Genomic DNA, 25492 nt, shown 5'->3' with positions numbered 1-25492 from the left:
CCGGCGAGACGGGCGATGCGGCCTGCGTCGCCAGTTTATCCGGCGATTGTCACTGCGCAATGACCATTCGTCGACGGGCACCGTGCGCCCGCGTCGCGCTACGTCGGCAGCGCCGACGTGAGCTTGATCTTCTGCATCGGAATGTCGGTCTTCACGCTGAGCACGCCGGGAATGCGCGTGAGGGTTTCCATCTGGAAGCGCCGGTAGTCGTCGATGTCGGCCGCGACGACGCGCAGCAGGAAATCGCAATCGCCGGCCATCAGGTGGCATTCGACGACTTCCGGCATCTGCTGGACGGCCTCCGAGAAACGGTTCACCGATTCCGCGTCCTGCCCCTTCAGCCACACCCGCGTGAAGATCGTCAGCCCCTTGCCGACCTTCGCGGGATTCAGCACGGCCACGTATTTCTCGATCACACCGGCTTCCTCGAGAAGCCGCACGCGCCGCAGGCACGGCGACGGCGACAGCCCGACCTCGTGCGCGAGCTCCACGTTCTGCATGCGGCCGTCGCGCTGCAGCGCGCTCAGGATGCGGCGATCGATAGCGTCAAGTTTCATTTGGCATCCGATTCCAAAAAATTCTCGCATCGCGCGTTCAATGCCAAATTCTGAGGAAAATCTGGCCACAACGCAACCCGATTCGAGTCAAAAAAGCAGACAATCCCCCCCGAAGGAGGAGTCATGAGCAGTAGCGTTTCAACGTCGTCCGGGCTTCGCGACAAGCCCGCCTATGTCGCCGAGATGGGTCGCGGATTGCGCGCGGCGCTGCCCGTCATGCTGGGTTTCGTGCCGTTCGCGCTCGTGCTGGGCGCGCAGGCCGCGCAGAAAGGGCTGAGCCTGTTCGAGGTGCCGATGATGACGGGCCTCAATTTCGGCGGCGGCTCCGAATTCGCGGCGATCCATCTGTGGACGTCGCCGCCGCACATCGCGCTGATCGTCGCGATGTCGTTCCTCGTGAATTCGCGCCACATCCTGATGGGCGCCGCCTTCGCGCCGTACATCCGGCGCCTGCCGCGCCGCCGTGCGTTCGTCGCGCTGTTCTTCATGTGCGACGAGAGCTGGGCGATGTCGCTCGCCGACGCGAGGGCGCGCTCGGCCACGCACATCAGCGTGCCCTATTACGCGGGCATCTGCATGGGGCTCTACCTGACGTGGATCTCGATGACGACGCTCGGCGCGGCCGTCGGCCCGACGATCGGCAACGTCGAGCAGTACGGCTTCGACACGGCGTTCACCGCCGTGTTTCTGGTGCTGCTGCGCGGCATGTGGAAAGGGATGTGTGCGAGCCGGCCGTGGTTCGTGAGCCTCGTCGTCGCGGCGGCCACGCACCTCGCCGTGCCCGGCGCCTGGTACGTCGCGGCAGGCGCATGCGCGGGGCTGGTCGCCGCGCTGCTGTGGGAGCCGCGCGATGCCTGAGCTGCCGGATTTCAGTACCGTCGCGACGATCGTGCTGATGGCGTCGACGACCTATCTGTCGCGCATCCTCGGCTACGTGCTGCTGCGCAACCGCACGCTGAGCCCGCGGATGGCGTCGGTGATGGAGAACGTGCCCGGCTGCGTGCTGATCTCGGTGATCGCGCCGGCCTTCGTGTCGACGCGCCCCGCCGACCTGCTCGCGCTCGCGATCACGCTCGCCGCGGCGACGCGCCTGTCGATCCTGCCGACCGTGATCGTCGGCGTCGTGTCGGCCGGCCTGCTGCGGCACCTGCTCGGCTGAACGGTGCCGGGCCGCCGCGCCGGCCACCCCTCCAACGACGAACGGGCGCGCGATGCGCCCGTTTTCACGTCCGCGCCGGCGTGCGGCGAGCGCGTGACATGACGCTCCTCACGCCGGAGTGCTAGCCTTGTGGCTTGCGCCACGCTGGCGCGGCGCCGTACGCCCCTGTCATTGCCCATCTCCGCGAGGATCGTCCCGATGCAAGAAGCCCGCCCGCTGTTCGACCGTGTCCTGCTCACCAACGACGACGGATTCGACGCCCCCGGCCTGGCAGTACTCGAACAGGTCGCCACGCAACTGGCACGCGAAGTGTGGGTCGTCGCGCCGGCGGAAGACCAGAGCGGCACGTCGCATTCGCTGAGCCTGCACGAACCGCTGCGCGTGCACCGCAAGGGCGAGCGCCGCTTCGCGGTGCGCGGCACGCCCGGCGACTGCGTCGCGATCGCGGTCAGCCACCTGATGAAGGATGCGCGGCCCGACGTCGTGCTGTCCGGCGTGAATCGCGGCGCGAACCTCGGCACCGAAACGGTATTTTCCGGCACGGTCGGCGCGGCGATGACGAGCATGCTCGTCGGCGTGCCGGCCATCGCGCTGAGCCAGGCCTTCGTCGATCGCAACGCGGTGCCATGGAACACGGCGCTCGCGCACGCGCCGGACGTCATTCGCCGGCTCGTCGCCGCCGGCTGGGACAGCGATGCGTGCCTCAACGTGAATTTCCCGGCGCGGCCGGCCGACGACGTGCGCGGCCTGAAGGTGACGAACCAGGGCGCCGGCACGCTGCAGGGTGTCGAGATCGTGTCGGGGCGCGATCCGCGCGAGATCGACTATCACTGGCTGAAGCTCGCGCGAGCGCCGCGCGACGACGACGCGGATTCGGAAACCGTCGCGCTCGGCGAAGGATATGTCGCCGTCACGCCGCTGAAGTTCGAGCGCACGCACGATCAGGCGCTCGCGCGGCTGCGGTCCAGTCTCGGCTGATCGTCCGCGCCCCCCGAAGGCCCCGGCGGTCGCGCGCGACACGCGCGCGTCGCCGCGTCACCGCGTCACCGCGTCACGTCAGGTTCAACCCGCCGTCGAGCATCACGATCTCGCCCGTCACGTAATCGGACGCGACGAGCATCGCGACCGTCTGCGCGATGTCGTCCGGCGCCGCCGCGCGGCGCATCGGCGCGCGCTCGCGCCACAGCTGCTGCGCTTCCGTCCAGTCGGCGGTCAGCGGCGTATCGACGAGCCCCGGCGCGACCGCATTGACGCGGATCGCCGGCGCGAGCGTCCGCGCGAGCAGCCGTGTGGTGTGATTGAGCGCGGCCTTCGCGGCCGCATACGGAATCGACGCGCCCTTCGGCCGCACGCCCGCATGCGAGCTGACGTTCACGACGCACCCGGCTCGCCCGTGCGACGCCGCTTCGCGCAGCGCGGCCTCCGCTTCGGCGACGAGCCGGAACGGCGCGATCACGTTGATCTCATGCATCTCGCGCCACACGTCGGGCGTGGCCGCCGCGAGGTCGTCATGCGGAATCACGCGGCTGACGCCCGCGTTGTTGACGAGCACGTCGAGCCGGCCGTGCACGGCCAGCGCGTCGCGGATCAATCGCACGCGCTCGGTATCGTCCGCGAGATCGGCCTGCACGTAGGCCCCGCCGAGTTCGCGCGCCATCGCACGCCCGGTGTCGGCCGAGCTGCGCGAATGCAGGATCACCGCGTAGCCGTCCGCCGCCAGGCGGCGCGCGACGGCCGCGCCGATCCCCGACGTCGAGCCGGTGACGAGCGCGACCGGCCGGTGCAGGCGCGACGCGCGCGGCGCGGCGGCGGTTTCGGTTTCGGGGGCCGTCTCGGCAATCGGGGCAGACATCGGCGGAAGCGGCGCATCCATGGCGGGGAACCCTGTCAGTGGCGTTCCCGCATCATAAGCGCGACGGGGCACAGAATCGAAGCGCAATCGATCCGCCCCCACGCGCGTGCCGGCCGCGCCACCCGGTGAGCGGGCGGCACGACCGGCAGCGCCCCATGGCGCCGCCGCGCGCGGCTACTGCACGCCGGTCGTATTGCCGGCCGCCACCAGCGACGGCGCGAGCGCGCTGTTCGGGTCCTGGCCGTTCCACTGGCCGACCCACGTATCGTTCGGCATCGAGCCCATCACGAAGTCGAGCGTGCCGCCGGCCTTCATCTCGTCATAGGTGATGTACGGCCGGTGCAGCGGCGTGCCGTTCAGGCTGACCGACTGCACGTAGCGATTCACCGACGACGGCGCGCCGCCGCTCGCCGTATGCGCGGTGACCTTGAAGCGCCGCGTCGCGCCGAACCTCAACGCCCCGCCCGCCGCGCTTGCCGACGCGACCGGGATATCGATCGTCGCTTCCTCGAACAGCGGCGTGCCGAAGTAGAACACGCCGCCGACCGGATTCAGCGAATAGATGCCGAGCGCGGACAGCACGTACCACGCGGACAACTGGCCGCAATCGTCGTTGCCGGGAATCGCCGCATCGCGCACGCGCCGCGGATCGCTCAGCGCGGCCTTCAGGCTGTCGCCGCTCAGCAACGCGCGATCGCCGGCCGTCAGCGTCAGCGAGTACATGTCGTCCATCACCGTGCGCACGCGGTCCTGGGTCTTCGACGGCATGCCCGCGACGGCGTACAGGTACGGCAGGTGATTCGCCGGTTCGTTGCCCGCGAAGAACTGGCCGCTGCGGCCGGTCAGGTCCGGAAAGCCCTGGTTGTACTGGAAGGTCAGCGGGTTGGCCGGATCGAACGTGCGGTCGAGCTGCGCGATGAACTGGCGCTTGCCGCCGAGCAGCGCGACGAGGCCGGGGAAGTCGTGGAAGATGTTCCATGTATCGACCCACGCATTCGATTCGGAGAAGTCCGTCTTCTCGGCGGCGGTCGGATCGAAGCCGGCGACCCAGTTGCCTTGCGCATCCTTCGGCTGCGAGAACGTCCAGCCGTTGTTCGGCACCGCGTTGAACACGTTCCGGTAGTTCCGGCTGCGTTGCAGGTACGGCCGGTAGTCGGCCGCACGCTTGCCGGCCGCCTTGCCGACCGCGGCCGTCGCCCAGTCGTCGAACGCATAGTCCTGCGTCGTCGACACCGACGCGTTGTCGCCCGCGAACACATAGCCGCTTTGACGATACTGATCGAAACCGTGCGCGCTCGCGCCCTGCGTGGTCGTCAGCGCGGTCCAGATGTCGTCGATGCCCGCGCTCGTCAGGTGCTTCAGGTACGCATCCGCGATCATCGGAATCGACGGGTGGCCGGCCATCGTGAAGGTTTCCGTTTGCGCCAGCGGCCACACCGGCAGCTCGCCCTTGCCGTTCTGCCGGAACTGCGTGAGCAGCGACTTCACCCAGCCGTCGACGCGCTCGGGCTGCACGAGCGTCATCAACGGCGATTCGGCGCGGAAGGTATCCCACAGCGAGAAAGTCGACGAATAGTCGAAGCCCGGGTTCGCATGCTTGCTCGTGGTCGGCGACGACGTCGTGCCGTCGTTGGTCGAATCCATGCCGACGTAGCTGCCGTCCGCGTTGTTGTAGACCGTCGGTGCGAGCATCGTGCGGTACAGCGACGTGTAGAACATCGTCCGCTGGTCGGCCGTGCCGCCCTTGATCCGGATGCGGTCGAGCGCGGCGTGCCACGCGCGCTCGGCCGCACCGCGCACCTGGTCGAACGACTGCGTGCCGACTTCCGCCGCGAGGTTGGCCTGCGCATCCGCGACGCTCGACGGCGAGATGCCGACCTTCACCGTGACCGCGCCGCCGTCGCTGCCGTCGGCGAACGTCAGGTAGGCCTTGAAGCCGTCCGTGCTGAACGCGACGTTCTTCGTATCGAACGGCCTCGAGAAGCGCGCGACGAAATACGTCGGCTTGTGGTTGGCCCAGTTGTTCGTGAATTGCCAGCCGACGATGGTCCGCGCGTCGACGATCTGGATCCTGCCGCTCGCGGTCGACCCGCCGATCGGGTTGTCGATGCTCACGATCATGCTGCGCTTCTGCGTCGCCGCGCCCGGGAAATACGTATAGCGATGTACGCCCGCATGCGTGGTCGCCGTCATCTCCGCGAGGATCGTCGCGCCCTGCACGTTCCACGGCGTGTTGCCGCTGCCGACCGGCGCCATCTTCACGCGGTAGTAGCCGGGGCTCGCGGTTTCGTCGTCATGGCTGAACGACGCGTTGTAGGTGATCGACGGATCGGCGGCGACCTTCGCCAGGGTTGCCTTGTCGACCGGCGCGAGCGTCGGCAGGAACCGCACTTCGCCGCCCGAGCCGATGCCCGTGCCCGAGAGGTGCGTGTGCGTGAAGCCGGTGATGAACGGATCGTCGTACTGGTAGCCCGACGTGCGATCCCAGTTCCACGGCAGCGTATGCGCGCCGCCCGTCGTGTCCGGCCCGAGCTGCACCATCCCGAACGGCACGGTCGCGCCCGGATACACGTGGCCGTGGCCGCGCACGCCGCTCGCCCAGTCCGCGTTGATGTCGAGATTCGCGGTGCCGATCATCGGATCGACGCTGCGCAGCACCGACCGCTTGCCCGCGCCGCCGTTCTCGCCCTGGTCGTTCTGATCGCCTTGGTCGGTTCGATCGTTCTGGTTGCCCTGCGGGTTCGACATCTGCGCCAACACGCTCGCATCCGTCGAACCCTGGTCGCCCCCGCACCCCGACAACACGGCAAGGCACCCGATACCCACCACATGACGTAGCTTCATCCGTTCGTCCCTCCCTCTCTCTCTTTGCGTCGATCCCGTTGGCAAGGACCGCTCGTTGATCGTCCAGCCTTACTGCGCGCCGGCCGCCTGCGGGAACGACGGCATCGCGGACGCATCGGTGCCCCACGTCGCGGCGTTCGCGTCGGCCGTCATCGAATACGACAGCGTCCCGCCCTGCGCGATATGTTCGAACGGCAGCCATGCGGTCGGGTAAGGTGCGCCGTTCAGCTTCAGCGACTTCACGTAGAACGACGCGCCGTCGCTGGAGCCCGCCCCCGGCGCGGCGATGCGCAGCAGACGGTAGCTGCCGTCCTGCTGCCCGACGCGCACCGTGATCTTCTCGAACTGCGGGCTCGACAGCGCGACGCCGCTCACGCCAGGCACGACCGGATAGAGACCGAGCGCGGCCCACACGTACCAGCCGGAGAGCGCGCCGAGATCGTCGTTGCCGGGCAACCCCGCCGCGCCGGTGCCGAACGCGTTCGCGAGCGACGCGTGCAGCACGCGCTGCGTATGCGACGGTGCGCCGGCCCACGCATAGACCCACGGCACGGTCATCGTCACTTCGTTGCCGACGTAGAAATACGGCTGCACGGTGCCGACGTTCAGGTGCGTGAAGAACGTGTCGAGCCGCTCGACGACCGGTGCGGCGCCGCCCGCCCGCGCGACCACGCCCGCGAGATCGTGCGGCACGTACCACGTGTATTGCTCGGCGTTGCCTTCCATGAAGCCGGAGCCGTCGGTAACCCACGCGCCGGCCGACGTCTTTGGCTGGATCGCCGTCCTGTCGAACAGGTTCCGCCAGTTGCCGCTCGACTTCAGCAGCGTGCCGGCCGTCGCCGTATCGCCGAGTGCCGTCGCGAAGCGCGACACCGCGAAATCGCGCACGGCGTATTCGAGCGTGTTCGACGCGGTCTGGTTGTCGCCGCTGCCCGACGCGGGCACGTAGCCGAGCCGGTCGTAGTCCGCTCGGCTGCCCATCACGGGTGTGCCGGCACACGCGGCGCCGGGCGCCGTGCTGCGCTTCATGATCGACAGCGCGGCCTGCGTATCGAAATTCGTCGCGCCGAATGCATACGCGTTCGCCGCGATGATCGATCCCGCGTCGCCCGGCATCACGGCCGTTTCCGTATTGAAGTATGCCCAGCGCGGGAAGGCGCCGCAGGCCTTCGCGTCGAGCACGAGCGACTGCACGATGTCGCTGGTGCGCACCGGATCGAGCAGCGCCTGCAACTGGATGAACGAGCGGTCGATATCCCAGCCGGAGAAGTTCGCGTACATCGTGCGGCCCCGGTCGACCTGACGTGTCGGCGCATCAGGCGCGCCGTTCGATGCATGGAAGTCCGGATACTGGCCGTTCACGTCGTTGAATACATTCGGATGCAGCGACGCGTGATACAGCGCGGTGTAGAACCTGGTCTTGTCGGCATCGCTGCCGCCGGTGACCTGGATCGCGTTCAGGCGGGCGTTCCAGGCGGCGCTCGCCGCGCGGCGCACCTTGTCGAAGTTCCAGCCTGCCCGGCCGTGCATCGCGTTGCCGGGGTTTTCCGCGTCGAGGTTCGCCTTCGCGTTCGCTTCGCTGACGAACGAAATGCCGAGCTTCATCATCACGTCCGGTTGCTTGCGGTCGACATGGAACGTCAACGTCACGGGGCTGTCGTTCGACAACGCGGGCTTCGCCGCGAACGGCTGGCTGAACTCCGCGTAGTAGTAGACGGGCACCGCATGCCCGGCCCAGCAGAATCCGCCGCCCGCGATCGTGCCCGACAGCGCGCGGTCGCCGACCTGGCGGATCGTGTCGCGCGTCGTGCCCTGTGCACGGTTGTTCAGCACGGTCGGATCGATCGCGATCGTCGCCTGCTGGCCCCGCGCGAGTACCGGATACGTGAAGCGCGCGAAGCCGGTGCGCACCGTCGTCGTCAGTTCGGCCTTGATGCCGTTGCCGAGCGTTACGCCGTAGTAGCCGGCCTGCGCGGTTTCGTCCGCGTGGCTGAAGCTGGCCGGCGTGCCGGCATCGCCCGGTGCGAGCTGCGGCATCACGTTCAGGTAGCCGCCATTCGCCCAGCAGCCGGTGCCGCTCAGGTGCAGGATGCTGAATGCGTTGATCGACGTGTCGCCGTACCAGTAGCCGCCGGAGAAGCCGGAGCCGTCGCCCTTGCGGCTGTCGTATTGCGCGGTGGGCGTCATCGGGCTCCACTGCATCATCCCGAACGGGACCGTCGGCCCCGGGAACGTGCCGCCGCCGAGCCCCGAGCCGACCGGGTCGGCCGGCTGATCGGTCGCGTAGTCGGTGCCGATCAGCGGATCGACGTACTGGACGACGCGCATGTCGGCGTTTTTCTTCGATGCTTCGTTGCCGGTGCTGTCATCGTTTTCATTGCGTTGCCCATGCGCCGCGGCCGACAGATTCGACACCGCGACCGACGGCGAATCGCCGTCGCCGCCGCACGAAGCCAGCACAACGCACAGCGCCAGCAGCGCCGCTCGCCACCCCCAGTTCCTCGACATCGCCTGTCTCCGTTTCGTTCTTGAATCAAGCTGTTGGTTCGAACTACTGAGCTTTAGATCAGGAATCTTTTCGTGACTTGTCGCGTACGCGGTCAATCGGTCGAAACTGCCGGACGCATGTATTTATTGCCGCATTCTGAGTGCCCGAAAAGGACGCACCGGCATGTCGACATGCCGGCGCCCGGGAACGGACAACGCGCACAAGCGTGCCCAAATAAACGTGATTTCTCTACCCCGTGTTTTTACGAATTTTTATTTTGTTTATCTAAACAAATATGTTATCCAAGATTTACAGGATATTTAGAGCCGCTCGCGAGTAACGACACGCAACCAGACTCAAGCCTGAATTCGCATCACGTGTCGGATCGGGCATTGATCGTTGCCTCCAGGCGCTCCACACTCGCCAACACGTCGGCTAACGAAGATACCTCGTGGAATATCATTCCGGTCATGGCGGTATAGTCCCGTCGCAGAGCATCCAGCATCCCGGCGGACGGCATCAGCGTAAACGTACCGTGCCGAGCAATGTCCAGTCGCAAATCCGGACTACCGAAAAACAAACGGGCATGGCGAGCACAATCTTCGGCCAGTTCGATATTCCCTATCCATTTTAATTCTTCAGGACTACTGAGCAGTTGGTGTACATCGTAATAGTGCCGGGAGACTCGCTGACCTCCGTGACGCAATTCCGCACGCTGCTCGAACCATTGCCGTATTCCATGCAGGATCACGACTTTGTCCCAGAAAGTTCGCTCGGGCTGCACGGTCGTCACGTTCATCACACGTAAATCAAGATGCGGAAGATCGTCCGCGACGTAGGGCTTGATGATCGCCATCGTGTGCGGGTCCAGCGCTGATTTTGCGCCGGACTCGATCTTGACCGCGGAACGGATGTACTCGCCTTGTCGAACCGTCGTCGTGGGATACCAGAAAAGCAGACTTTGCCCATCCGCATCGTCGAAGTCGGACTGCAACGTAAAACCCTGAGAGACGAGCCGTGTAGCGCAGGCATGCAACCCTGCGTGGAAGTCCCCTTGAATGAAGGTCCGGCACGCATTACGTATCGCATCGAGCCGGTGGCGACGCTGCTTTCCGCTCAGTGCCTCAAGATCCGTCGGCTCGACAGGCTGCCCGAGATCGCCCCGAAACACCGTAATGTCGATGTCTTCCGAAAAGCGGGAAATCAACCCGAACCCCTTGGACAAGGACGTGCCGCCCTTGAACAGGAGACGGGGGCCGCCCGCAGGCAGCCCGTTGAACAGCGCATCCAGAACCCAACATACCCAGAAGTCTTTCCCGACGTTCTGCACCGTCGTGCCAAGGCGCGTCGCCGTGCCGACGAACAAATCGCGACGATCCACGTCACTAGCTGCGATGATTTCCCGAAATGCTTCGTTCATCAAGCACCCCTACCCGCACCCGGCAAAACTGTTTTGCCATCCGACACTTCGGAGATTCGCTGCAAGGGCAAATCGGCGAGCCGCTGAGCGAAAATGGGAATGTCACGCAGGAATTCCTGCATCCATGTCGGCAAATGTGAAAATCCCAACGCGAGGTCAGCGGAAATCACGTGTCCGTATTTCGGGTCCGCAAGGATCGCCCCGAGCCAGCCACGCACCCTGTCCCCGTCTACCGGCAGGGTGTCCTTGAGCCAATGGAGCGCCTGTACGACACGCATCGCGGGTCGACCTGCCCAATAAAGGCGACTGGGAGCTGTCTGCTTGAAATCGATGCGCAATTCGCCCAGTTGAACGGCACGTCGGCGCGCGTCGGTGTGAATGGTCACGCGCGCAGGCACCCCGTCCGTCAGCCCGAGGTCATTAGCCGCCGTCATGCCGTCGACCAGCAGACGCAACTGATCGCGACGGGCAATTGCATCGAGCACGGCACGATAATCGGGAGCCGTCGGCCGCTTGGTCAGCGGATTGAGGGACGGGAGGTCGTACAGCCCCCGGTCGATGCGACGCAGGGTTCCACTGGCGACCAGACGTTGTAACGTCTTGTCTATCACGTCGCGCGAGCCAAGATGCGCAAAGTCGGTTGGCACCCAGACAGTGCCTGGGTCCGCCGCGCGAACGAGCGTGAAGATGCGGGTACTGATATCCGACATGCGAATTCTCCTTGTCCGAAATTTGTATACTTTTTCCGGACAAATATCAACCGTGACGTGTCCGAAAAAATGCTACAAATTTCGGACAAATCTCCCCTTCGAGGAGCGAGTGGTCGGACGGCGGGAAGCGGGAAAATCGACTACACGGATGTCAGTGCCTGCCGGTTGCACGAGCCCTAGCATGGGGCAATCAGGCTCGGGAACCGAATCAGCGTTGCTTCGGCAGATCGACGTAATCCTCGAGTTCCCCGGCGATATAAAGCCGCTTGCCAATTCGCGGGTATTCGCAGACGTCGTGTTCGAGCCGCTGCCCGCCGACGAGCAGTTCCAGCGGCGCATCGCCGGTGTTCTGCACCGTATGCGCTTCGCCGCCGCGCGGGAAGCCGATGAAATCGCCCGGCCCGATTTCACTGGCGCGTTCGCCGATCGTGACCGAACCCGTGCCGGCCAGCACGTAGACGAACTCCTCTTCGTACAGGTGGCGGTGATATTCGGCCGATTCGTGACCGGGCATCAGCGTGAGCAGGTGAACACCGAATTGCGTCAGGCCGGTCAGGTCGCTGAGTTGTCGCTTGAGACGAACGGCATTGGGATTCAGCGAATGCACCGCGCGCGTCGGTTCCATCTTCTCGATATCGGCGGCCTTCAGCAGTTCCCGGGGAAAGGGAGTCGACATGGGGATCTCGCAAGCGTGAATGCGTCAGTTGAATGCGGCGCCGGCGCGGCGCACGCAGCGGTCATTGTCCGACATTTTCACGCTTGCAAGGCGCGTCAGGCCGCCCCTGCGACGCGGCCAACCTGGGCTAACGCGCGCAATCGGCCAGCAGGTTCGCCAGCACGGACGCCCCTTGCGCGAGGTGCACCGGATCGGCGTCTTCCGCTTCGTTGTGGCTCAGGCCGGCCTTGCACGGCACGAACACCATCGCGGACGGCGCGACGTACGACAGGTTCACCGCGTCGTGCCCCGCGCCGCTGCACATCTCCAGGTACGGATAGCCGGCGGCGGCCGCCGCACGCCGCACGCGTGCGACGCATTCCGCATCGAACACCACCGGCTCGTATTCGGCGATGGTCTGCACTTCCACCGTCGTACCGCGCAGCGCGGTGCGCCGCAAGCAGATCGCTTCGATGTCGGCGACGAGCTGCTGCAACGCCGGCCGCGACGGGTGACGCACGTCGACGCTAAAGCGGACCTTGCCCGGTATCGTGCTCGGCGAATTCGGCTGGCACGCGACATGGCCGACCGTCACGCGCGCATCGGCGTCGAATGCGTGGCCGTGCTCGACGATCGCGGCGATCATCGCGGCCGCCGCGCCCATCGCGTCGCGGCGCACGCTCATCGGCGTCGTGCCTGCATGCGATTCGAAGCCGCTCACCGTGACGTCGAGTTCGTAGATGCCCTGCACGCCCGTCACGACGCCGATCGGCAAGCCGGCCTGCTCCAGCACCGGCCCTTGTTCGATATGCGCTTCGAAATACGCGTTGGGCATCTGCCGCTCGCGCGCGGGGCCGGCGAAGCCGGTACGTTCGAGTTCGTCGCGCAGCAGCACGCCCGTCTGCATGCACGGGCGGGCCAGCGCGTAGTCGAGATCCAGCGAGCCGGCATAAACGGCCGAGCCCATCATGCCCGGCGTGAAGCGCGAACCCTCTTCGTTGGTCCACGCGACGACGTCGATCGGATGCCGCGTTTCGATACCGTGCTCGTTCAGCGTGCGGATCGCTTCGAGGCCCGCCAGCACGCCGTAGACACCGTCGAAACGTCCGCCGAGCGGCTGCGTGTCGAGATGGCTGCCGCACATCACGGCCGGCAGGTCGGGCTGCGTGCCGGGCCGGCGCGCGAACACGTTGCCGATCGGATCGATGCGGACCTCGCAGCCGGCTGCCTCGCACCATGCGATGAAGCGGCGCCGGCCCCGCGCGTCGTCGTCGGTCAGCGCGAGCCGGCAGCTCCCGCCGTGCGCGGTCGCGCCGATCGTCGCCATCTCCATCAGCGAATCCCACAGCCGTTGCTGGTTAACGAGAATCATCGCGACCGCTCCTGAAAAGCCCCGAGCATATACACTCGACCCAATAAGAAAAATCCAAGATTTCGTTGTGGACGATAACTTTTCCTTGTCACCCGGGGTTCCACCCGACACCCTGCGCCTTCCCCGCAACCGGATCGATCGGTTATGAAGCTCAAGCAACTCGATGCGTTTCTCGCGGTCGCCGAGCATCGCACCATTCGCGGCGCGGCGCGCGCGCTCGGCGTCACGCAACCGGCCATCAGCAGCATCGTGCGCGAGCTCGAACAGGCGCTGGGCGTGCCGCTCGTCGTGCGCAGCGTGAAAGGGATCGAACTGACCGATTACGGCAGCGCGTTCGCGATTCGCGCGCGGCTGATCGTCGAGGAGATCCAGCGCACGCGCGACGAGATCGAGCAGTTGCGGCTGGGCACGACCGGCTCGGTGTCGATCGCGGTCAGTCCGACCGTCGCGTTGACGATCCTGCCGCGCGCGTTCGCCGCATTCACGCGCGACCTGCCCGACGCGACACTGAACGTCGACGACGCGCTCACCGCGACGGATCTCGCGCGGCTGCGCGACGGTTCGCTCGATTTCATCGTCACGCATCAATTGTCGAACGCGATGCCGGACCCCGACGCGCTCGCGAGCATTCCGTTGTTCCGGACCGCGTTCGCGGTCGTCGCGAGAAACCGGCATCGGCTCGCGCGCGCCCGCTCGCTGCGCGAGCTCGTCGATGCACACTGGTGCGTGCCGCGCTACGGCGAAGGCGGGGACGATCTGGTGCGCTCGATCTTCACGCCGTTCGGCCTCGACGTGCCGAAGCGGGTGGTTCACTGCCCGTCGTTTGCCGCGACGCTCGGGCTCGTGTCGCAGACGGATGCGCTCGGCGTGTTCGCGCGGCCGCTCGCGGACGTCGAACGCAAGTCGCGCGGAATCGTCACGCTGGATCTCGCCGAGCCGATGCCCGCGTTGACGGTTGCGATCGTGATGCGGCGGCATGCATGGCTGACACCGGCCGCGCTACACCTCATCGAATGCCTGAAAGTTGCATCCGCAACCATCACGGCCACGGCCGACGCGTGACGCTCAGCGCACGTGCACGCCGCGCAGCTCCGTCAGCAATGCGACGAGCCGGTCGATGTGCGCATCTTCCGTGCGCCACGACGACACGCTGATCCGGAACGCCGGCCGCCCCTGCCACACGGTCGCGCCGAACCATACGTCGCCCGAGGCCTGCGCGGCGTCGAGGACCGCCGCGGTTTCCGCGTCGGTGCCGGCGCGCACGAGCACCTGGTTCAGCACGACGCGGTTCAACACGTCGTAGCCGGCCGCCCGCAGCCCGTCCGCGACCCGCGCCGCCTGCGCGCAATGCCGTTCGACCATCGTGGCCACGCCGGCGCGGCCGAGCGCACGCAGCGCGGCCCAGACGGGGATGCCGCGCGCACGCCGCGAGAATTCGAGGTTCAGGTTCTTCTGCGCATCGCGCGCGCCGCTCAGGTAGACGGCGTCGCTGTTCATCGCGGTGGCAAGCGCGGCCGAGTCGCGGCAGATCACCATCGCGCCGTCGTACGGCGTGTTGAGCCACTTGTGGCCGTCGGTCGTCCAGCTGTCCGCGCCGTCGATGCCGTCGGTCAGCGCGCGCTTCGCCGACGCGCGCGCCCACAGGCCGAACGCGCCGTCCACGTGTACCCAGGCGCCGGCCGCCTTCGCGAGCGGAATCAGCGCCGCGAACGGATCGAATTCGCCGGTGTTCACTTCGCCGGCCTGCACGCAGAGGATCGTCATGTCGTCGAGCGGCGGCAACTGCGCGGGGTCGATGCGGCCGTGCGCATCGACCGGCGCGACGACGATGCGCTTCATCCCGAAACCGAGCACGCGCAGCGCCTTCTTCACCGTGATGTGCGCGAGCGCGGAGATCACGACCTTCACTTCCGGCGCGCCGATCAGGCCGTCCTCGTCGATGTCCCAGCCCTTGCGCGCGAGCAATGCGCGCCGCGCGGCCACCAGCGCGACGAGCGTGCAGGCCGTTGCGCTCGTGCCGAAGCCGACCGCGCTGCCTTCGGGCAACGCGAGCACGTCGACGACCCAGCGCGCGGCCTGCCGTTCGAGCGTCGCGGCCACCGGCGAATTCGCATACGACGACGCGCACTGGTCCCACGCAAGCATCAATCGTTCGGCCGCGGCGGCAGCCGGCAGCGTCGCGCCGATCACGAAGCCGAAGTAGTTCGGGCCGTTCGATGCGACCGTCGCGGGCGTGCCGCGCTCGTCGAGCAGGCGCAGCACGTCGTCGGCCGGGCGGCCCGTATCGGGCAGCGGTTCGTCGAAAGCGGCGAGACCGGCCAGCGCGGCCGCGTCGGGAAACGCGCGCCGGTCGGCGGTTGCAGCCAGATACGCGTGCGCGCGCCGGTCGGCGTCGGCCAGCAGTGCGAGTTCGTCCATGTCGGTTGCCTCGGTGGGAATCAGCGGTGCGTCAGAGTTGCGAGAGATCGTGGCCGAGCTGCTGGAGCGCGCCGTCGATCCGCTTGTAGTACGTGAACTTGCCGACACGCGTGGCCCGCACGAGCCCGGCATCCGCGAGGATGCGCATGTGGCGCGTGGTCGTGGCCGGCGCGATGCCGAGCTTCTCGGTAATGTACGTGCAGCACACGCCGAGCGCGTCGATATCGCCGTGCGGCTGCGGCGGGAAATGCTCGCGCGGCTGCTTGAGCCAGCGCAGCACGGCCAGACGGCTTTCGTTGGCCAGGGCGCTGATGCGGGTGACGTCGTCCATGAGATGCGGTTTCGTTTGACGTTTTGAATATTAGCTAAATGACGAAACGTGGGCAAGGGGGCGAACGGCGATGTCGGCGGGCGATGTCGTTCGCCGTTCAGGGGCACCGCCATGCGACGCGATCGCGCCTCATATGCCCTCGGCACGGTCCCTCACCTCTTGCCATCGCCACGAAACAATTTGTTACAAACAGCCGTTTTCACCCCCTCTTGAAGCGCGCGACGGGCGCCTCTATTTCGCAATCCGCCAGACATTGGCTCGGCTGCATGGCGGCGTTCCACGCGCCCCGCTACCCGCAGCCGGATTCCCTTATTGGTGATCCTTTAATCGCTCAGGAGATGGAAATGCAGATTCGTCCCCTCTACGACCGGGTTATCGTCAAGCGAATCGAAACGCAGCGGACGACGGCTTCGGGCATCGTGATACCCGATTCGGCGGCGGAAAAACCGGAACAAGGCGAAATCGTCGCAGTCGGCAACGGCCGGCTGCTGCAGGACGGCACGCTGCGCGCGCTCCAGTTGAAAGTCGGCGACCAGGTGCTCTTCGGCAAATACGCGGGCCAGACCGTCAAGGTGGACGGCGAGGAACTGCTGGTCATGCGCGAAGAGGACGTCATGGGCGTACTCGAACCCGGCTCGCAAGCCGCCCGACAAGCGGCCTGACACCCGCTTCGACCGCGCCGCACCGGTGTGGGCCCGGTGTGCGCGGCATTCCGATCAACGACTTTTTCCGGAGCAATCAAAATGGCTGCAAAAGACGTGAAATTCAGCGACGGCGCGCGTAACCGCATCGTCAAGGGCGTGAACGTGCTGGCCGATGCGGTGAAGGTGACGCTCGGTCCGAAGGGCCGCAACGTGGTGATCGAGCGCAGCTTCGGCGCGCCCGTGATCACCAAGGACGGCGTGTCGGTCGCGAAGGAAATCGAGCTGAAGGAGCGCTTCGAGAACATGGGCGCGCAGATCGTCAAGCAGGTCGCGTCGAAAACCGCCGACGTGGCCGGCGACGGCACGACGACCGCCACCGTGCTCGCGCAGGCCATCGTGCAGGAAGGCATGAAGCATGTCGCGGCCGGCCTGAATCCGATGGACCTGAAGCGCGGCATCGACAAGGCCGTCGGCGCGGTGCTCGACGAGCTGCGCACGCTGTCGAGGCCGATCTCGACCCACAAGGAAATCGCGCAGGTCGGCGCCATTTCCGCGAACGCGGACGAGGCGATCGGCAAGATCATCGCCGACGCGATGGAGAAGGTCGGCAAGGAAGGCGTGATCACGGTCGAGGACGGCAAGTCGCTCGACAACGAGCTCGACGTGGTTGAAGGCATGCAGTTCGATCGCGGCTATGTCAGCCCGTACTTCATCAACGATCCGGACAAGCAGGCCGCCTATCTCGACGACGCGCTGATCCTGCTGCACGACAAGAAAATCTCGAGCATTCGCGATCTGCTGCCGATTCTCGAGGCCGCCTCGAAGGCCGGCAAGCCGCTGCTGATCGTCGCGGAAGATGTCGAGGCCGAAGCGCTCGCGACGCTCGTCGTGAATGCGATGCGCGGCATCCTGAAGGTCGCCGCCGTCAAGGCGCCGGGCTTCGGCGACCGGCGCAAGGCCATGCTCGAGGACATCGCGATCCTGACCGGCGCGACGGTCATCTCCGACGAAACCGGCAAGCAGCTCGACAAGGCCACGCTCGACGATCTCGGCCGCGCGAAGCGCGTCGAGGTGCGCAAGGACGACACGATCATCATCGACGGCGCGGGCGACGCGGCGCGCATCGATGCGCGCGTGAAGTCGATCCGCGTGCAGATCGACGACGCGACGAGCGACTACGATCGCGAGAAGCTGCAGGAGCGCGTGGCGAAGCTCGCGGGTGGCGTCGCCGTGATCAAGGTCGGCGCGGTCACCGAAGTCGAAATGAAGGAAAAGAAGGACCGTGTCGACGATGCGCTGCATGCGACGCGCGCGGCGGTCGAAGAAGGGATCGTGCCCGGCGGCGGGGTCGCGCTGCTGCGCGCACGCGCGGCGCTGTCGGACCTCAAGGGCGCGAACGCCGATCAGGATGCCGGCATCCGGATCGTGCTGCGCGCGCTCGAGGCACCGCTGCGCGTGATCGTGTCGAATGCGGGCGACGAGCCGTCGGTCGTGATCGCGAAGGTGCTCGAGAGCAAGGGCAACTTCGGCTACAACGCGGCGACCGGCGAGTACGGCGATCTCGTCGAGGCAGGCGTGGTCGACCCGACCAAGGTCACGCGTACGGCGCTGCAGAACGCCGCGTCGATCGCGGGGCTGATCCTGACGACGGACGCAACGGTCGCCGACGCCCCGAAGGACGAAAAGCCGGTGCAGGCCGCCGCACCGGAACTCGAGTACTGACCCGGCAGCGGGTCGTGCACGCGCCGGCCAACAGTCGCGGCCGGCGCCATTCGTTCGGCGCCGCACGCTGCCATTCACGCGGCGCCGCTTTTTTTCCGGCGACCGACATGAAACTCGAACTCTGCATCGACTCGAAACGGCTCGACATCGAACTCGACGACGTCGTGGCCGGACTGCTGGCCGCCCGGCTGAACCTGCCCGCGGGCACGGACAACCGGGACGCGCTCGCGCGCTATCTCGGCAAACAGGGCGAGCCCTGGAGCCTCGACGAAGAGCACATGCGCAGGCGCATCCTTCGCCGCCTGATTCTGGATATCGCCGACCCGGCGCTGGTCATCCGGCATCTCATGGCCGGCGAATGAACTCGACCGGCCCATCGGGCCGGAGCCGAGGCTGCGGCGTCACAGGCGCGCGCCTCGATCGTCCTGCCATCCCGCTGAATCGGACATCACCATGCCCAGCGAACCTCGTTCGTCCGTCCGCTCGTCGATGGGACTGCCTGCCGGCGTGCTCGGGCGGGACTACCTGACGTTCTTGCAACTGGCAGTCGATGACGCGCTTCTCGGCAACGCGTCAAGCGACGTCGAAGCGCTGGAAGAAGCGAAAACCGCGATCCGGCTGGGCGCCATGCGCGCGGCACGGCCGGCGATGAAAGTGTTCTTCGACGGCTGCCGGTTCTGGCTCGCCAGTCACTTTCACCGCTACGAGGCGGCCCGTCGGCTCGGTGCCCGTCATCAGGAATTCTGGTGCGAGATCGCACCGGGGCCGAAGGACGATGCCGTGAGACATGCGTCGAGCGTCGCCGGCTTCACGCCCGTCCGTCATTCCTGACCGGCGGACAAAAAACCGGCCGCGCCGCGGCCTGCGCCAACCGCCCGGTGCGCCCGGTATCCGGCCGCCGCCCCGGCACGTTGCCGGTCTGGCCTAGTGGATCTCGATCGTGCGACTCAGGGTCCGCGCCGGCTCGGATTTCGGCACGGTCAGCGTCAGCACACCGTTGTCGAACTTCGCCAAGGTACGGTCGGGGTCGGCGTTTTCCGGCATCGGGATCGTGCGCACGAAGCTTCCATGGGCACGCTCCAGCCGGTAACAGCCGTTTTCCTCGCTGCGCACGTCCTGCTTTTTCTCTCCGCGCAGCACGATCGCGCCGTCCTCGACGCTCACCTTCAGATCCTCGCGCGCCATTCCGGGCAGTTCGGCGGTCACGCGAAGCACCGGCCCTTCATCGACGACGTCGATGCGCGGCTGGAAGCGCGACGAACTGAAGTCGCCGAACCATCGTTCGAGCGCGCCACGGCCGGCGAACGGGTCATGAAGGAACGTCTCCACGACACGCCACGGCTCCCGCGAGAGCAGTCGCGGAATGTCGGGCCACGAGGCCTGCCACGGTTCGCTCGTTTGCGGGTTTTCCGGACCGTCCCCGTCGGACTTGCGGGCCGCGCCGCGCAGGAACTTGAACGGGTTCCATTTTTTCGGATCGGTATTCATGGCGTCCTCCGATGATGCCCTTTCCCGGGATTGCCGCGTGACAGCGGACGCCGGTGCCCCCTGCGTCCGGCTCGCGACGGGCGGCCGCACGGTCGCGGCCGCCCAGGCTCCCGATTTACCGTTGCCGAAGGTCAACCGGTCTTGACTTCGATGCGCCGCGGGCGCGCCTCGTCGCGACGCGGCAGGGTCAGTTTCAACATGCCGTCCCGGAGGCTCGCCTCGATCTTCGACGTGTCGAAGTCCGGCGACAGCGTGAACGTCCGCGCGAAGTGCGGCTCCCGGACCTCCGCATGCTGCAGGCGCAGTTGGGCGGGCGTCGGCACCGCCGCCTCGGCCTCGATCGAGAGGCTGCCGTCGTGAACCTTGACGTCCAGCTTGTCCTTCGTCACGCCGGGCAGATCCGCCCACAGGGTGATGCCCTGGCTGTCCTCGTATATGTCGACGGCCGGCGTGAGGGTGATCCGGCGCGCGGGCTGTTCCGTGGCGCGACGCGTGACTGCGGACGGGTCGCGTTCAGCCAGTTGGGTCGTGTCGTTCATGATCGCCTCCTTGCGTTACTGGACAGAGATGGCGCGCGGCCTCGACGACTCGCGCTTGCCGACGCTGATCGACAGGCAGCCGTTGTCGTAGCGCGCCTGGACCTTGTCGGGATCGGCCGTGTCGGGCAACTCGATGACGCGCCGAAAGGTGCCGGCAAAGCGCTCCTGCGCATAGGTGCGCGTCTCGCTTCCCGTGTCGGGTTGGGTCGACCGCCGCTCGCCGCTGATGATCAGCAGTCCCTTGTCGATCGACACATCGAGTTCGTTGGCATCGATTCCCGGCGCGAACGCGACGATCTCGATCGACTCGTCGGTCGCCCCGATGTTGATCTGCGGAAACGTGCCGGACCGGCCGGCGCGGATGCTGGACGGGAAGCCGCCGAAGCGTTGCGCCATCTGCTGCTGCAGGCGGTCCAACTCGCTGAAGAAGTCGGTTCCGAAGTAAAGATCGCTCATGATCGTATCCTCCTCGAATGCAGCCGGGAGGCGAACGGGCCTACGCGCTCCAGTTCGCCTGCCGGACTGCCGGCAAACAAATCGAAACACGCAGCGCGCGGGATGAGGTCACTCGCGCGTCTGCCTAAGCGAAAATCAAGATAGGCACTCCGCGGAAAATTTCAAGCCGGGCCGGCGGATTTTCGCACTTGAAATTCCGGTGCTGGAACCTATCATCGCAGCGACCCGGAACTGCATGCGGAGAACGTCATGGAATTCGACACGGACTGGCTCACGCTGGGCAGGCATCGCGTCCGGCTGCGCTCGACGAAAGGCTTTCCGACCGAAACGATGCGCACCGTGACCGAGGTCGTCCGGCTCGCGATCGACCACAACATGAGCGCGCGGGCGCGGCTCGTCGAAGTCGTCTGCCGGCAGGAGCGGACCTACGACGTGCTGGTCGGCACGACGATGGCGGAGGACCAGGTTTGTGCACCGCAACTTGAAGCGGCGGTGGCGGTCGTGCTGGGCCTGCTGCCCGAGCAGATCAACATCACGGTCACCCCCGTCACGCAAAAGGAGGTCGACCTGCACTTCGGCGTGTACGAGCGGATGCTGTCGGAAAAGCTGAGTACGACGCCACCGATCCGCGGACCGGCCGGTCCGCCGCCCGAAAACAGCCTGGCCGGATGACGGGAAGGCCGTTGCGCCGGGTGTGCCAGGTCGGACGTTCACCCCGACCGGCCGCGCCTTGATCCACCGAAACAGCGGCATACGCGCCCATTGCCTCAGTTGATCCGTATCGGCGTGATCGGGCTGCGGCCCCGCGAAGCCGCCGCGATCGCGGAACGGATGCACGAGCGAGATGAACAGCAGCCCGTCCGGCTTCAGCACGCGGCGCGCCTCGTGCAACGCGCGCTGCATGTCGTCGAGGTCCATCAGCACGTTGTACGCCATCACGAGATCGAAGCTGGCATCGTCGAACGGCAGCGCCGCCGCGTCGGCCAGTTGATAGCGATGCGCGGAATCGGCATGACGCGCGGCGTCGAGCATCGCGGGCACCGCGTCGCTCGCGTGTCACGTCGTCGCCAGCGCCTGCGCCAGCCTGTCGATCAACGCACGCACGCGCCTCGGCTGCGCGGCGCTGCCCGGATAGACGATCTGCAGATCGACGTCGCCCGGCGAGAACGCACCGAGCACCTCGACCAGTGCGCCGGACGCCAGATCCTGTTCGACGTCGACCAGCGACTTCAGCGCAACGCCATGCCCCGCGATGCACCACGCGCGCACGAGCGCGCCGTCGTTGGCCACGCGGCGGCCACGCACCATCACGCGCTTCGGTTCGCCATCGATGCTGAACGGCCATTCGGCATACAGGTCCGGCCCGAAGCGCATCACGATGCAGTCGTGAGCGGCGAGCTCGTCCGGATGCACCGGCGTGCCGTGCGCGGCGAGATACGCAGGCGACGCGCACACCACGCGCCGCGCGCGGCCGAGCAAACGGCTGCGCAGCGAACTGTCCGCAAGCGTGCCCCGGCGGATCGCGAAATCGAGCCCCTGGCCGACGAGATCGACGTAGCCGTCGCCGAGATGCAGGTCGACCGTCACGCCTGGATGCTCGGCCAGAAACGCATCGACGACGGGCACCACGCGCTCGCGCCCGAGATCGGCCGGCGCACTCAGCCGCACGGGCCCCGACAATGTCTGCACGCCGAGCCGCACGCGGCTTTCGAGTTCGTCGGCCTCGGCCAGCAGGCGCCGCGCGCCGTCGACGAGCGTGCGGCCCTCGTCGGTCAGGCTGATCGCGCGCGTCGTGCGCGTGAGCAACGCCGCGCCGTAGTGGCGCTCGAGCGCCGTCAGCCGCTCGGACACCGTGGCCGGCGACAGGCCGACCTCGCGGCCCGCCGCGGCCAGCCCGCCCTTCTCCACGATGCGCAGGAACAGCGCGAGGTTGTCGAGCAGCATTGTTCGCCTCTTCCGAAGGATATTTTCGCTATCTTCAGGATTATCAGGAAAAGTCGCAAACGGTACATTGAGTGGCCGACGATCGACATGCGGCCCCGCTCGCTCACCCGACCAAAGGAAACGCAGATGGAATACCGTACGCTCGGCCGTTCCGGCCTCAAGGTTCCCGTCCTGAGCTTCGGCGCAGGCACCTTCGGCGGCACCGGCCCGCTGTTCGGCGCATGGGGCAACACGGGCGTCGATGAAGCGCGCCGCCTCGTCGACATTTGCCTCGAAGCCGGCGTCAACCTGTTCGACACGGCCGACGTGTATTCGGACGGCGCGTCCGAGCGCGTGCTCGGCGCGGCGATCAAGGGGCGTCGCGACCAGGTGCTGATCTCGACGAAAACGGGCTTGCCGACCGGCGACGGTCCGAACGATGCAGGCACGTCGCGCGCGCGGCTCGTGCGTGCCGTCGACGACGCACTGCGCCGCCTCGACACCGACTACATCGACCTGCTGCAGCTGCACGCATTCGATGCGGGCACGCCGGTCGAGGAAGTGATGTCGACGCTCGACGATCTCGTGCGCGCGGGCAAGCTGCGCTACATCGGCGTCTCGAACTTCGCCGGCTGGCAGATCATGAAATCGCTCGCAGCGGCCGATCGGCACGGCTGGTCGCGCTATGTCGCCAACCAGGTCTACTACTCGCTCGTCGGCCGCGACTACGAATGGGACCTGATGCCGCTCGGCGCCGACCAGGGCCTCGGCGCACTCGTGTGGAGCCCGCTCGGCTGGGGCCGGCTCACCGGCAGGATCCGCCGCAACGCGCCCCTGCCCGAAGGCAGCCGCCTGCATGAAACGGCCAGCTACGGGCCGCCGGTCGACGACGCACGCCTGTACGACGTGGTCGATGCACTCGACGCGATCGCGGAGGAAACCGGCAAGACGGTACCGCAGATCGCGCTGAACTGGCTGCTGCAGCGGCCGACCGTGTCGTCGGTGATCGTCGGCGCGCGCAACGAGGAACAGTTGCGGCAGAACCTCGGCGCGGTCGGCTGGGCGCTGACCGATGCGCAGGTCGCGAAGCTCGATGCGGCGAGTGCTGTCGAAGCGCCTTATCCGTACTTCCCGTATCGCCGGCAGGCGGCGTTCGCGCGGTTGAACCCGCCGCTGCGCGGGTAAGCCTCCGCGCCGTACCCGTCCGCGCATCCCGAACGTGTTGCCGGGTCGTCATGATCCTGTTGCGCGGCTGCTTGCGGGTTGGCCGTGGCACCATGAAATGCCGCCGGCCTGGGCCTACCCATGGTGCCGTGAACTTCCTATCGTAGAGACCTGCGACGCGTCGGCCGGATCGGCCGCGCGCGCCGTTCTCATCGAAAGGCCCGCCAACATGAATGCCAACGACACCGGACTGACCGTACGCGCGGTCACGGAAGACGACTACGACCAGTGGCTGCCGCTGTGGGACGGCTATAACCGCTTCTACGGCCGTTTCGACGACACGGCCCTGCCGATGCGCATCACGCAGCTCACGTGGTCGCGCTTCTTCGACGCCTACGAACCGGTGCATGCGCTCGTTGCCGAGCGCGCAGGCCGGCTCGTCGGGCTCGTGCATTTCCTGTATCACCGCAGCACGACGCTGGCCGGACCGACCTGCTACCTGCAGGACCTGTTCACGCTCGACAGCGAGCGCGGCCAGGGCGTCGGCCGCGCGCTGATCGAGGCCGTGTACGACACCGCGCGTGCGCATCGCGCCGAACGCGTGTACTGGCAAACGCACGAGACGAATCACACGGCGATGCGGCTGTACGACACCGTCGCGGAAAAGCCGGGGGCCGTGCTCTACCGGAAGGAGTTGTCGCGCTGAAAGGGATGAAAATGGGTGTCGGAATGCTGGCCGTCTCACGTCGACAAGCCACAGTAGCCCAGGGGATACGAGATCCGTCGTTCCATCGGTTTCTGCATCCCCACGGCTACCCGTTCAACGCGTCAATTCATGTTCTCATCCGGACAGGCGAACCCATCGTCGTCGCCCGACCTTGACCGCCCGCGCTCACCCCACCGGCCGCGCCTTGATCCACAAAAACAGCGGCACGCGCGCCCATTGCTTCAGTTGATCCGTATCGGCGTGATCGGGCGGCGGCTCGCGTAGCGACACGATCGCGAGCCCCGCCGCTTCCAGCGCTTCCATGTACGCCTGCAGCGGCAGCGACCAGCCCGCGAAGTGCATCGACAGCCCGTCGCGCGTTTCCACACCGTCGAAATGCGCGCGCCCGAAATAGCTGCCCTTCAGCACGAACGGCGCGTCGGGCTGCGGCCCCGCGAAGCCGCCGCGATCGCGAAACGGATGCACGAGCGAGATGAACAGCAGCCCGTCCGGCTTCAGCACGCGGCGCGCCTCGTGCAACGCGCGCTGCATGTCGTCGAGGTCCATCAGCACGTTGTACGCCATCACGAGATCGAAGCTGGCATCGTCGAACGGCAGCGCCGCCGCGTCGGCCAGTTGATAGCGATGCGCGGAATCGGCATGACGCGCGGCGTCGAGCATCGCGGGCACCGCGTCGCTCGCGGTCACGTCGTAGCCGAGCGCCTTCAGCTCGCGGCTCACGCGGCCCTCGCCGCAGCCGATCTCCAGGGCGGTGCCGGTGCCGCGGCCGATGTAGGCCGCGAGCCCGGCGCGGTATTTCCAGAATGCGTCGTGGCCCGGCTTGCCGGCCCAGCCGATCCATTGGTCGGCCACCTGCGTCCAGTGTTCGGTGATGGCTTTCGTGTTCGTCATGTCCGCTTCCGCCCGGTATTCGTCGTTGCCCAGGATGCGCATGGTAAGCCGAAGCGGCGAACGGCGCGGGCGGATTGGCCATCCGGCCGGTTTCCGTTTCCGGCCGCGACGTCCTACAGTTACGGGAAACAA

Annotated in this window: 26 protein-coding genes and 1 pseudogene; 11 read left to right on the top strand and 16 right to left on the bottom strand. The window is 66.8% G+C overall.

Going from position 1 to position 25492, the window contains the following annotated elements; all coding sequences use genetic code 11:
• Window positions 1-98: 98 nt before the first annotated feature.
• Entirely contained in the window at window positions 99-557 is a 459-nt protein-coding gene (locus tag AC1VVG_RS21255; protein ID WP_034188562.1) for an Lrp/AsnC family transcriptional regulator, read from the bottom strand.
• A gap of 123 nt (window positions 558-680) precedes the next feature.
• Between AC1VVG_RS21255 and AC1VVG_RS21250 the strand changes: the two genes are divergently transcribed.
• From AC1VVG_RS21250 to surE, 3 genes are all read left to right on the top strand, one after another.
• Entirely contained in the window at window positions 681-1415 is a 735-nt protein-coding gene (locus AC1VVG_RS21250) for an AzlC family ABC transporter permease (protein WP_482836162.1), read from the top strand.
• Window positions 1408-1716, top strand: a complete 309-nt coding sequence (locus tag AC1VVG_RS21245; protein ID WP_080287849.1) for an AzlD family protein — start codon at window positions 1408-1410, stop codon at window positions 1714-1716. The genes AC1VVG_RS21250 and AC1VVG_RS21245 overlap by 8 nt, the downstream gene beginning before the upstream one ends.
• A 198-nt stretch (window positions 1717-1914) precedes the next feature.
• Complete coding sequence (gene surE / locus AC1VVG_RS21240) at window positions 1915-2694, top strand: 5'/3'-nucleotidase SurE (protein ID WP_482836160.1); 780 nt, start codon at window positions 1915-1917, stop codon at window positions 2692-2694.
• 73 nt (window positions 2695-2767) lie between these two features.
• Here the strand turns inward: surE and AC1VVG_RS21235 are convergent, their stop codons facing one another.
• From AC1VVG_RS21235 to AC1VVG_RS21205, 7 genes are all read right to left on the bottom strand, one after another.
• Window positions 2768-3589, bottom strand: coding sequence for an SDR family NAD(P)-dependent oxidoreductase (locus AC1VVG_RS21235; protein ID WP_049031219.1), 822 nt, complete (start codon window positions 3587-3589; stop codon window positions 2768-2770).
• A gap of 153 nt (window positions 3590-3742) precedes the next feature.
• The gene (locus tag AC1VVG_RS21230) at window positions 3743-6412 is read right to left on the bottom strand and encodes a GH92 family glycosyl hydrolase (RefSeq protein WP_482836159.1); all 2670 of its coding nucleotides are present in this window, start codon (window positions 6410-6412) and stop codon (window positions 3743-3745) included.
• 69 nt (window positions 6413-6481) lie between these two features.
• Window positions 6482-8920 carry a GH92 family glycosyl hydrolase gene (locus AC1VVG_RS21225; RefSeq protein WP_482836158.1) on the bottom strand — a complete coding sequence of 813 codons (2439 nt, stop codon included), beginning with the start codon at window positions 8918-8920 and terminating at the stop codon, window positions 6482-6484.
• A gap of 353 nt (window positions 8921-9273) precedes the next feature.
• Window positions 9274-10320 carry a nucleotidyl transferase AbiEii/AbiGii toxin family protein gene (locus tag AC1VVG_RS21220; protein WP_482836156.1) on the bottom strand — a complete coding sequence of 349 codons (1047 nt, stop codon included), beginning with the start codon at window positions 10318-10320 and terminating at the stop codon, window positions 9274-9276.
• The gene (locus tag AC1VVG_RS21215) at window positions 10320-11030 is read right to left on the bottom strand and encodes a DUF6088 family protein (RefSeq protein WP_482836154.1); all 711 of its coding nucleotides are present in this window, start codon (window positions 11028-11030) and stop codon (window positions 10320-10322) included. The genes AC1VVG_RS21220 and AC1VVG_RS21215 overlap by 1 nt, the downstream gene beginning before the upstream one ends.
• Before the next feature lie 208 nt (window positions 11031-11238).
• Window positions 11239-11706: a cupin domain-containing protein gene (locus tag AC1VVG_RS21210; protein WP_034188570.1), complete on the bottom strand. Its 468-nt coding sequence runs from the start codon at window positions 11704-11706 to the stop codon at window positions 11239-11241.
• 127 nt (window positions 11707-11833) lie between these two features.
• On the bottom strand, window positions 11834-13057 hold the full coding sequence (locus AC1VVG_RS21205) for a Zn-dependent hydrolase (protein ID WP_034188571.1): 1224 nt from the start codon (window positions 13055-13057) through the stop codon (window positions 11834-11836).
• A gap of 144 nt (window positions 13058-13201) precedes the next feature.
• Between AC1VVG_RS21205 and AC1VVG_RS21200 the strand changes: the two genes are divergently transcribed.
• On the top strand, window positions 13202-14119 hold the full coding sequence (locus tag AC1VVG_RS21200) for a LysR substrate-binding domain-containing protein (protein WP_226227038.1): 918 nt from the start codon (window positions 13202-13204) through the stop codon (window positions 14117-14119).
• 3 nt (window positions 14120-14122) lie between these two features.
• Here the strand turns inward: AC1VVG_RS21200 and AC1VVG_RS21195 are convergent, their stop codons facing one another.
• Window positions 14123-15475 carry a pyridoxal phosphate-dependent decarboxylase family protein gene (locus AC1VVG_RS21195; RefSeq protein ID WP_482836152.1) on the bottom strand — a complete coding sequence of 451 codons (1353 nt, stop codon included), beginning with the start codon at window positions 15473-15475 and terminating at the stop codon, window positions 14123-14125.
• A gap of 31 nt (window positions 15476-15506) precedes the next feature.
• Entirely contained in the window at window positions 15507-15806 is a 300-nt protein-coding gene (locus AC1VVG_RS21190; RefSeq protein WP_049030128.1) for an ArsR/SmtB family transcription factor, read from the bottom strand.
• Between the two features lie 344 nt (window positions 15807-16150).
• Between AC1VVG_RS21190 and AC1VVG_RS21185 the strand changes: the two genes are divergently transcribed.
• The 4 genes from AC1VVG_RS21185 to AC1VVG_RS21170 all read left to right on the top strand — a co-directional run bounded on the left by AC1VVG_RS21185 (window position 16151) and on the right by AC1VVG_RS21170 (window position 19003).
• Entirely contained in the window at window positions 16151-16468 is a 318-nt protein-coding gene (locus AC1VVG_RS21185; protein ID WP_034188621.1) for a co-chaperone GroES, read from the top strand.
• Window positions 16469-16549: 81 nt separating this feature from the next.
• The gene (groL, locus tag AC1VVG_RS21180) at window positions 16550-18172 is read left to right on the top strand and encodes a chaperonin GroEL (protein ID WP_482836150.1); all 1623 of its coding nucleotides are present in this window, start codon (window positions 16550-16552) and stop codon (window positions 18170-18172) included.
• A gap of 107 nt (window positions 18173-18279) precedes the next feature.
• A complete protein-coding gene (locus AC1VVG_RS21175; protein WP_034188622.1) occupies window positions 18280-18534 on the top strand; it encodes a hypothetical protein in 255 nt (84 codons plus the stop codon).
• Between the two features lie 127 nt (window positions 18535-18661).
• Window positions 18662-19003 (top strand): hypothetical protein, encoded by a 342-nt coding sequence (locus AC1VVG_RS21170; protein ID WP_034188576.1) that lies wholly within the window; start codon window positions 18662-18664, stop codon window positions 19001-19003.
• Between the two features lie 93 nt (window positions 19004-19096).
• Here the strand turns inward: AC1VVG_RS21170 and AC1VVG_RS21165 are convergent, their stop codons facing one another.
• From AC1VVG_RS21165 to AC1VVG_RS21155, 3 genes are all read right to left on the bottom strand, one after another.
• Window positions 19097-19660 (bottom strand): Hsp20/alpha crystallin family protein, encoded by a 564-nt coding sequence (locus tag AC1VVG_RS21165; RefSeq protein WP_034188577.1) that lies wholly within the window; start codon window positions 19658-19660, stop codon window positions 19097-19099.
• Window positions 19661-19791: 131 nt separating this feature from the next.
• Window positions 19792-20199, bottom strand: a complete 408-nt coding sequence (locus AC1VVG_RS21160; RefSeq protein WP_482836148.1) for an Hsp20/alpha crystallin family protein — start codon at window positions 20197-20199, stop codon at window positions 19792-19794.
• 15 nt (window positions 20200-20214) lie between these two features.
• Entirely contained in the window at window positions 20215-20655 is a 441-nt protein-coding gene (locus tag AC1VVG_RS21155) for an Hsp20/alpha crystallin family protein (RefSeq protein ID WP_069704380.1), read from the bottom strand.
• A 249-nt stretch (window positions 20656-20904) separates the two neighbouring features.
• Between AC1VVG_RS21155 and AC1VVG_RS21150 the strand changes: the two genes are divergently transcribed.
• Window positions 20905-21327, top strand: a complete 423-nt coding sequence (locus AC1VVG_RS21150) for a hypothetical protein (protein ID WP_034188580.1) — start codon at window positions 20905-20907, stop codon at window positions 21325-21327.
• Window positions 21328-21372: 45 nt separating this feature from the next.
• On the opposite strand, the pseudogene AC1VVG_RS21145 reads toward AC1VVG_RS21150, so the two are convergent.
• Together AC1VVG_RS21145 and AC1VVG_RS21140 are read right to left on the bottom strand one after the other, a co-directional pair.
• A pseudogene (locus tag AC1VVG_RS21145) lies at window positions 21373-21708 on the bottom strand (class I SAM-dependent methyltransferase); the annotation flags it as partial.
• Window positions 21709-21711: 3 nt separating this feature from the next.
• Window positions 21712-22599 (bottom strand): LysR family transcriptional regulator, encoded by an 888-nt coding sequence (locus AC1VVG_RS21140; RefSeq protein WP_034191147.1) that lies wholly within the window; start codon window positions 22597-22599, stop codon window positions 21712-21714.
• Between the two features lie 126 nt (window positions 22600-22725).
• Between AC1VVG_RS21140 and AC1VVG_RS21135 the strand changes: the two genes are divergently transcribed.
• The gene (locus tag AC1VVG_RS21135) at window positions 22726-23763 is read left to right on the top strand and encodes an aldo/keto reductase (RefSeq protein WP_049031081.1); all 1038 of its coding nucleotides are present in this window, start codon (window positions 22726-22728) and stop codon (window positions 23761-23763) included.
• A gap of 208 nt (window positions 23764-23971) precedes the next feature.
• A complete protein-coding gene (locus tag AC1VVG_RS21130) occupies window positions 23972-24448 on the top strand; it encodes a GNAT family N-acetyltransferase (protein WP_059560024.1) in 477 nt (158 codons plus the stop codon).
• Between the two features lie 186 nt (window positions 24449-24634).
• Here the strand turns inward: AC1VVG_RS21130 and AC1VVG_RS21125 are convergent, their stop codons facing one another.
• Complete coding sequence (locus AC1VVG_RS21125; RefSeq protein ID WP_059560115.1) at window positions 24635-25360, bottom strand: class I SAM-dependent methyltransferase; 726 nt, start codon at window positions 25358-25360, stop codon at window positions 24635-24637.
• Window positions 25361-25492 lie beyond the last annotated feature (132 nt).

The sequence above is a fragment of the Burkholderia sp. L-4 genome, from assembly GCF_056856535.1.
This window is presented reverse-complemented; position numbering and strand designations above follow the sequence as displayed.